General features: G+C 49.5%; 6 protein-coding genes and 1 pseudogene. 4 read left to right on the top strand and 3 right to left on the bottom strand.

Features of this window, described 5'->3' with window-relative positions; all coding sequences use genetic code 11:
• The 3 genes and pseudogenes from Q0340_RS08120 to Q0340_RS08135 all read left to right on the top strand — a co-directional run.
• Positions 1-321 (top strand): TonB-dependent receptor (locus Q0340_RS08120; protein ID WP_298082893.1); only part of this gene is annotated, 321 nt, incomplete at its 5' end.
• 390 nt (positions 322-711) lie between these two features.
• Positions 712-2,541, top strand: a pseudogene (locus Q0340_RS12360) (SbmA/BacA-like family transporter); the annotation flags it as partial.
• Between the two features lie 868 nt (positions 2,542-3,409).
• Complete coding sequence (locus tag Q0340_RS08135) at positions 3,410-3,898, top strand: chemotaxis protein (protein WP_298082894.1); 489 nt, start codon at positions 3,410-3,412, stop codon at positions 3,896-3,898.
• Positions 3,899-3,910: 12 nt separating this feature from the next.
• On the opposite strand, the gene prfA is transcribed toward Q0340_RS08135, so the two are convergent.
• The 3 genes from prfA to Q0340_RS08150 form a co-directional block, all read right to left on the bottom strand.
• On the bottom strand, positions 3,911-4,978 hold the full coding sequence (prfA, locus tag Q0340_RS08140; protein WP_298028237.1) for a peptide chain release factor 1: 1,068 nt from the start codon (positions 4,976-4,978) through the stop codon (positions 3,911-3,913).
• Positions 4,979-5,002: 24 nt separating this feature from the next.
• Entirely contained in the window at positions 5,003-5,275 is a 273-nt protein-coding gene (rpsT, locus tag Q0340_RS08145) for a 30S ribosomal protein S20 (protein ID WP_291938896.1), read from the bottom strand.
• 94 nt (positions 5,276-5,369) lie between these two features.
• Positions 5,370-6,104 (bottom strand): cold shock domain-containing protein, encoded by a 735-nt coding sequence (locus tag Q0340_RS08150; RefSeq protein ID WP_298082895.1) that lies wholly within the window; start codon positions 6,102-6,104, stop codon positions 5,370-5,372.
• 92 nt (positions 6,105-6,196) lie between these two features.
• Here Q0340_RS08150 and glmM point away from each other — a divergent pair, with 92 nt between their 5' ends.
• Positions 6,197-7,537 (top strand): phosphoglucosamine mutase, encoded by a 1,341-nt coding sequence (gene glmM, locus Q0340_RS08155; protein WP_298082896.1) that lies wholly within the window; start codon positions 6,197-6,199, stop codon positions 7,535-7,537.
• The last annotated feature ends 47 nt before the right edge of the window (positions 7,538-7,584 follow it).

Here is a 7,584-nt window from a genome sequence, read left to right on the forward strand (position 1 = left end):
CTGTTTAAGCTCTACACGAACTATGAAATTCCGCTCGGCGAAAATCGTAAGATCGCCCTGGGTACGGGCGTGCGCTATCAGAGCAAAACCGCTTCGATATATCGCGAAAACGTTGCGTACTACGCCGCGCCGCAAAAGGCTTACGCGCTGTGGGACGCGAACGTCGGCTATCATTTCGACAAGCACTTTAGCGTAAATTTTGCGGTTAAAAACATCACGGATAAGAAGTATTTTCAAAATACGCAAAATCGCGTCGCGGGGCATAACAACTACTACGGCGAGCCGCGGAATTTTATGTTGACGCTTAATTATACATATTAGGCGCGGATGGAATTTCGCGCTTATACGAACTCGGATGAACTTCTCGCACGCGGCCTTGGATAAATTCCGCGCTTCATAAGGGCGCGGATGAAGCGGGTGCAGAGGCGCGAGACCAGGCTTTGTCGCAAGTAGTACGTAGCGAGGCGGGTAAAATTTGAACGAAGCCGCGGGATTAAAATTTAACTCGCGATTTGGTTGATTAGCGATTGATTAGCGCGGGCGATCGCAGGCGATGCGGGCAAGGGCGATAAATTTAATCTCGTGATTTAATCCCGCGATCTCGCCGCAACCGGCGCTAAATTTTAAAATTTAAAGAGAAAATTTGAAAACGCTAAAGCATTTTTTTGAAATTCTACGTCCGCACTGGTTCGGCAAGGGCGCGGCGAAGCTGTGGGCGCTGCTGCTGCTCGCGCTTGGTTTTAGCCTCGCTATCATCAAAATCAGCGTGCTGATGAACGCGTGGGATAAGCGCTTTTACGACGCGCTAAGCGAGCTTAAAGGCGAGCTGATCCCCGCGCTCGTGGGCGAGTTTTTGCTCTACACGGCGCTCATCGTGCTTTTCATCGTCTGTGGCAGCTGGCTTCGCAAACTGCTCGTAATCGTCTGGCGCGAGCGGCTAAGCGCGATGATGGAGCGCAAATGGCTATATAACGCAAACTTCTACCGCACGAGCCTTGAGGGGAATTTCAGCGCCAGGGGCGGATCAAATTTAGAAAAACCTGGCGACGTAAATTTAGATGAAAATTTAAACGAGCGCGCAGAGTATTCCGCAGCCGAGGCGGACAGCGCGGCTTTACATAAAGACGCAAAGGAGCTTGAAATTTTACCGAGCACGGCGAAGCAAAATGCAGCAGGGCAAAGCGGCGCAAGCGAGAATGAAATTTCATCTAAAACTCGCGCAGATCGTGAAATTTCAAAAACAATTGCAAAGCTAGACAACCCCGATCAGCGTATCGCCGAGGACAGCCTGCTGCTCGTGCAAAAAAGCGTCGATCTCGTAAAATCGCTCGTCTACAATCTCGCCAAGCTCATCGCCTTTGTTGCGATCTTGTGGCAGGTCTCGAAGGTGTTGAAATTTGAAATTTTCGGCATGTACTTTGAGATCGAAGGCTTTTTGCTCTACGTCGCGCTCCTTTATACGCTGCTTTGCTCGCTGATCACGCATCTCATCGGGCGCAGGCTTGGGGGCTAAATTTTGCTAAACAGCGCGCCGAAGCCGACTACCGCTCGAACCTACTGCTAGTGCGCGAAAACGCAGAAGCCGTAGCGTTTATGCGCGGAGAGGATGCCGAGCGCGGCCGCTTCCGCGCGAGCTTCGGCGAGATCATGAGAAACTGGCGCAGCATCATGAATACGGAATTTCGCCTCGAATGCTTTTCGGCAAGCTACCTAAAAATCACGAATTTAATCCCGATCTTTGCCTGCTTGCCGCTGTATTTGTCGCGCGCGATGAGCTTTGGCGACATGATGCAGGCGCGCTCGGCGTTTTACAGCGTGCAGGACGGATTTGCGTGGTTTATGGACTATTACAAGCAGATCATGGAGTGGGCGGCGAGCGTGCAGAGGATCTATGAGTTCATCTCGCGCATGGACGGCGAGAGCGCAAATCTGCGTGCTTGCGTCAAACAAAGCAATGAAAATTCCGCTCGTTGCGAGGGCTTGTCGGTCTTCACGCCTGCGGGCGAGCCGCTGATCGAGGATCTACGCTTCGAGCTTGCGCCCGCGCAGTTTATAATGCTGCGGGGCAAGAGCGGCGCGGGCAAAAGCACGGCTCTGCGCTACGCGGCGGGGCTTTGGCGATACGGCTGCGGCGAGATCAGCCTGCCACGCACGGGCGTGATGTTTATCCCGCAAAAGCCCTACCTAGCGCCGCTTAGCCTAAAAGAGCTCATTTCCTATCCACAGTCGCCGCGCGCAGACGACGCGGAATTTTTAGAAATTTTACGCCGCGTAGGGCTTAAGAAATTTGCTCGCATGCTAAACTCGCGCGCCGATTACGTTAAAATTTTAAGCGGCGGAGAGGCGCAGCGGCTTAGTTTCGCACGTATTCATTACCACAAACCGAGCTTTGTTTTTGCTGATGAGATCACGTCCGCGCTCGATCTCACCTCGGCGCGCGAGCTGCTACTGGGTCTGCGCGCGGATCTGCCGAGGCTCGGCATGCTAGCGATCGTGCATCAAACTGGGCTTGAGGACATATTTGAGCGGACGATAGAGCTTTAAATTTCATCGTTTAAATTTTACGCTGTAGGGATTTCGCCTTTAAATTCATATCTTTTTAAATCCAGATTTATTAAAATTACTCGTTTATATTAAGCGGCGATAAAATTTAGCCGAGGCGCTCGGTGTTCGCATACATGGGCATCGGCACCTGCGCGGCTAGGCGCTCGCACGCAGTCGTCAGCACGGCGGCGTCATGGGCCATACGACTACGCAGCGGCAAGCGGCTTGGAGGTCGGTAGCCGGCGTGCGATCGCGATTTGCGCGAAATTAAGTCGGTAAAATTTAAACGCAAGATGATCTGCCGAGGAGACGCCGCTTAGATAAAATTTTAAACCGAGCCGCGATCGGTAGCGTAACGGCGTGCTAAATTAGCGGGCTGCGTCAGAGGCGCAATGCGTGGGCGTCGCGATAAGTCGGTAGCGCGTCGGATGGCGCGTAACACATCGGCGGCACGGGCGGAGCGCCGCGGCTGAGGAGAGACGCGGCAATACGTACCTACTCGGCGCCGTATGACATGACCTTCGCTCGGGCAAATCATCATCGTAACGGCGCGACGATCGAAGCGAACAGCACGGCCGTGACGGCGGATCGGCAGCACAAAGCGACGGCGACGACAGCATAAAATGCCGCAATATGGCAACCGCGATCGACAGGATGTGCATGTAGGTAAAGCGCAGTGCAAGCAGCGCAAACGCCGCGATACGATGATGGCGATCTGCGGAGCGTATAAGTGAAGCAGCAGTGCGGGCGGCGCAATAACGCCGAGGTGATACGATAGCGGCGACCGACGAGACGTAACGCCGCCGTAGCGTTCGCGTGCGCTACGCCTAAGCCGCTAAATTTTAAAACGAAGCAAGGAGATTTTATGCTTAAAGCGGGGATTGTTTATAAATTTGCGCTCATCGTGTTGCTAGGCTGCGCGCTTTGCATTTTGGGCTTTTCGGGCGTCTGCTTTGCGCGCGGCGAATACGACGAGGCGTGGATGAGCCTGCATAAGATCGCGGGATTGGGTCTGCTTTGCGTCGCGATCTTGCATATAATCACAAGGCGAAAGAAGCTCGTAAAGCTCTGGAGCGAGTTTTTGGACGTGGTTTTGAGCCGCAAAAATCCCGGTTTTTGCAATATGGATCGCATAATCGGCGCGATCGAGCGCTATAATATCAGAGAGATCGCTGGTAAAATGGGCTTTGAGCCGGACAAGCTCGCTGAGATTTTGAAATCAAACGGCATCAAGCTTGTAAGCGCAGATCAAGGCCTGCGCGAGCTTGCGAAGTTTAACGACGAAAAAATTTTCTTCATCTTGGTGCTTTTGATCGAGGCAAAATTCGGCAAAGCGGGCGGATGTAAGGTCTAAATTTTAAAAGGCTCAATAGCCCGCGTTTGCGATCGCTTCGGCTTGAGAGTGCGCGATGAGCGGATCGATGATCTCGTCGAACAAGCCGCCCGCCATGATCGCGTCTAGGCGGTAGAGCGTTAAATTTATGCGGTGGTCGCTGATGCGGTTTTGCGGATAGTTGTAGGTACGAATTCGCCCCGAGCGGTCGCCGGTACCTACCTGATCCTTGCGATCTTTGCGCTCTTTTTCAAGCCGCTCCTGCTCCTGCATATCGTAAAGGCGCGCCTTTAATACCTTCATCGCCGCCTCTTTGTTTTTGTGTTGGTCCTTGCCGTCTTGGTTAGTGACGACTAAACCGGTCGGGATGTGAGTGATGCGAACGGCGCTGTCGGTGGTATTTACGGACTGCCCGCCGTGACCGGAGCTACGCATAACGTCGATGCGAAGGTCATTTGGATTGATCTGTATCTCGCTATCCTCGATCTCGGGCATGACGGCGACGGTGATTGCGGAGGTATGCACCCTGCCCTGGCTCTCCGTTTCGGGGACGCGCTGCACGCGGTGGGTGCCGCCTTCAAATTTCAGCCGCGAATACGCTCCCGCGCCCTTTACGAGCAAGATCGCTTCTTTATAGCCGCCGACGCTGCCTTCGCTAGTGCTTACGATCTCGCATTTATAGCCGCGAAGATCGGCGTAGCGTAGATACGCGCCGAGCAGATCGCCCGCAAACAGCGCCGCTTCGTCGCCGCCTGTACCGGCGCGGATCTCAAGGAAGATATTCTTATCGTCGTTGGGGTCTTTCGGAAGCAGTAAAATTTTGATTTTTTCTTCAAGCTGCGGCTTTTGCGTCTCTAAGTTTTTAAGCTCCTCTTTGGCTAACTCGCCCAGATCGGCATCGCTTAGCAGGGCTTTGTTTTCTTCGATCTGATTCAAAATTTTAAGATACTCGCTAGCCGCCTCTTTGATCGGCTCGATACTGCGCTGCTCCTTAGATAGCGCCGTCATATTAGCGATATCTGCGGTAACTGCGGGATCGCTAAGCATGCGCGAAAGCTCGTCGTAGCGATCCAAAAAAGGCTTTAGTTTATCGGCTAGCATTTAAATTTTATGCGTAAGGGGCGCTTACGCGGCGGTTTTTAAAGAATTTACGAGTTTGGCTAGGCGGCTTACTTTTCTGCTCGCGGTCTGTTTTTTCAAAAAGCCCCTGCTTACGAAGCTGTGAAAGCTTTCATTAGCCGTTTTTAGAGCCTGAGTCGCTGCGTCTAGATCCTTGCTCTCGACCGCCTCTCTTACGGCTTTTGTGATATTTTTTACTCTGGTGCGATAAAATCTATTTCGCTCCGTTCTTTTTATGGTTTGTCTCGCGCGTTTTTCGGCGGATTTGTGATTTGCCATAACGTTCCTTTTCGGTTAAATTTGAACCTGCGATTATACGTAAAAAATATTTAATCGACGCTTAATTTAAGTAGTATTTAAAAGTAGCTCGCTTTTAAATTTTTACTAGCCACCAGTCATAATCCGTAGCATGACTAAATTTAAAAGCTATAACGATGAGTATAATTGCGAATATTCCTTTACTAGACGCATACAAACTTAAAGACATGCATAATACTACTATCCAAAATAGCAACCTATACAATTTAGCCTTTTTTGTTTGTGCAACAAGCTTACTTTTTAAATAAGCGGCTTTTTTATCAATACAAATAAAATCATCAATCATATCGCCATCAACTACTTTTTTGCCTATATTAACCGCTATTGCCTTACAATTGTGTATAGTAAAATAATGCGTTCCTCTTCCGCTGTCGCTCGTTTCTTCCCCCGTGGATCGAAAGTATTCTACTTTTACAAGTGCGTTTGCTCCAATCATTTTAGCTCGATTAATCATATCTTCTTTCGCTTCGTCAGGATTCCTAGAGCTACCCATTACCATCCATTTAGAAAATTCAAGAATTTCAAAATCTCTAAATTTATCCGTTGCACTACAGAGAAATTTATCAGGTGATGTATAACCTACAGCTCCTTTACCTACCACTTGTATCTTTGTGGCTACGTATCCTTTTGGCGTTGCTTTTGGATCAAAATCTACCAGAATTTTTTCACATATTTTATTTTTATCCGTATCATCAAATGACGAATAACGAAAAAAGTAATCCTTGCCGTCATCGCCTTTTATAAAACCGTATTGTTTTTGATCGAGATGCGTTTTGATGATTCCTCTCAAGCACTGGCTCCTTAAAAATTTGTTTGATAAATGATAATTATACAAAATTTTTGCTAGAATAAGAAAAATTTATTTGAATTGAGGATTTGATAATGAAACTTTTCGGAACGGACGGCGTACGAGGCAAAGCGGGAGAATTTTTGACCGCCGAGCTTGCGATGCGCGTAGCGATGGCAGCGGGAATTTATTTTAGGAAAAATTCCGTTACGAATATGATTTTAGTCGGCAAAGATACCCGCAGAAGCGGCTATATGATAGAAACCGCGATCGTTGCGGGTCTTACCTCGGTGGGCTACAACGTCCGCCAGATCGGTCCTATGCCTACTCCTGCGATTGCCTTTCTTACGGAGGATATGCGCTGCGACGCGGGCATCATGATAAGCGCGAGCCACAATCCATACTACGACAACGGCATTAAATTTTTCAACAGCGAAGGCTTTAAACTCGATGAAAAAGAGGAAGCGCAGATCGAAAAAATTTATTTCAGCGACGAGCTCATCTCTGAGGCGCGCACCAAAATGATGCAAATCGGCGCCGCAAAGCGCGTGGACGACGTCATCGGCAGATACATCGTGCATATTAAAAATTCCTTCCCGAAGCAAAAGACACTACACGGGCTTCGCGTCGTGCTTGATTGCGCAAACGGAGCAAGCTACAGGGTCGCACCTACCGTATTTAATGAGCTGGGAGCCGAAACTATCGTCATCGGCGACGAACCTAACGGCAAAAATATTAATGATGCTTGCGGTGCGCTAAGTCCGCAAAATTTAGCCTCGGAGGTCAAAAGATTACGCGCCGATGTCGGCTTTGCCTTTGACGGAGATGCCGACAGACTCGTAGTCGTGGACGAAAACGGCGAGATCATCCACGGAGACGCACTACTTGGAATTTTAGCAGTCTATTTGAAAGGAAAAAATCGCTTAGCAGGCAATAAAATGGTAGCCACAGTGATGAGTAATTCTGCGCTGGAGGATTTTTTAGCTAAACACGACATTGCGCTTCATCGCTGCAATGTAGGCGATAAATTTGTACTTGAGACGATGCACGAACTAGGCGCAAATTTCGGCGGCGAGCAGAGCGGGCACGTGATCTTTGGCGATTACGCCAAAACGGGCGACGGCATCGCAAGCGCGCTGCAATTCGCCGCCTGCATGCTGGATATGAAAAAGAAGGCAAGCGAATTTTCGGGGATGATTAAGCCCTATCCGCAAATTTTAAAGAATTTAAAAATTTCGGATAAAAAGCCGCTTGAAAAATTAAAAGGGCTAAAGGAGCTTGAAACAAGCCTTAAAGCGGACAAGATCCGCTCGCTCTTTCGCTACTCCGGCACCGAAAACGTTATCCGCCTCTTAATCGAGGGCAAAAACGAAAAACTGCTGCAAAAGCGAATGGACGAGGTCGAGAAATTTTTTACCAAAGCCCTAAATGAGTAGCGATTTTATAAAATTTTTCGGCGCGGCAAACTGCCAGCTCCACACGA

It is taken from the genome of uncultured Campylobacter sp. (assembly GCF_938045595.1).
In the GTDB taxonomy this organism is placed as follows: Bacteria; Campylobacterota; Campylobacteria; order Campylobacterales; family Campylobacteraceae; genus Campylobacter_B.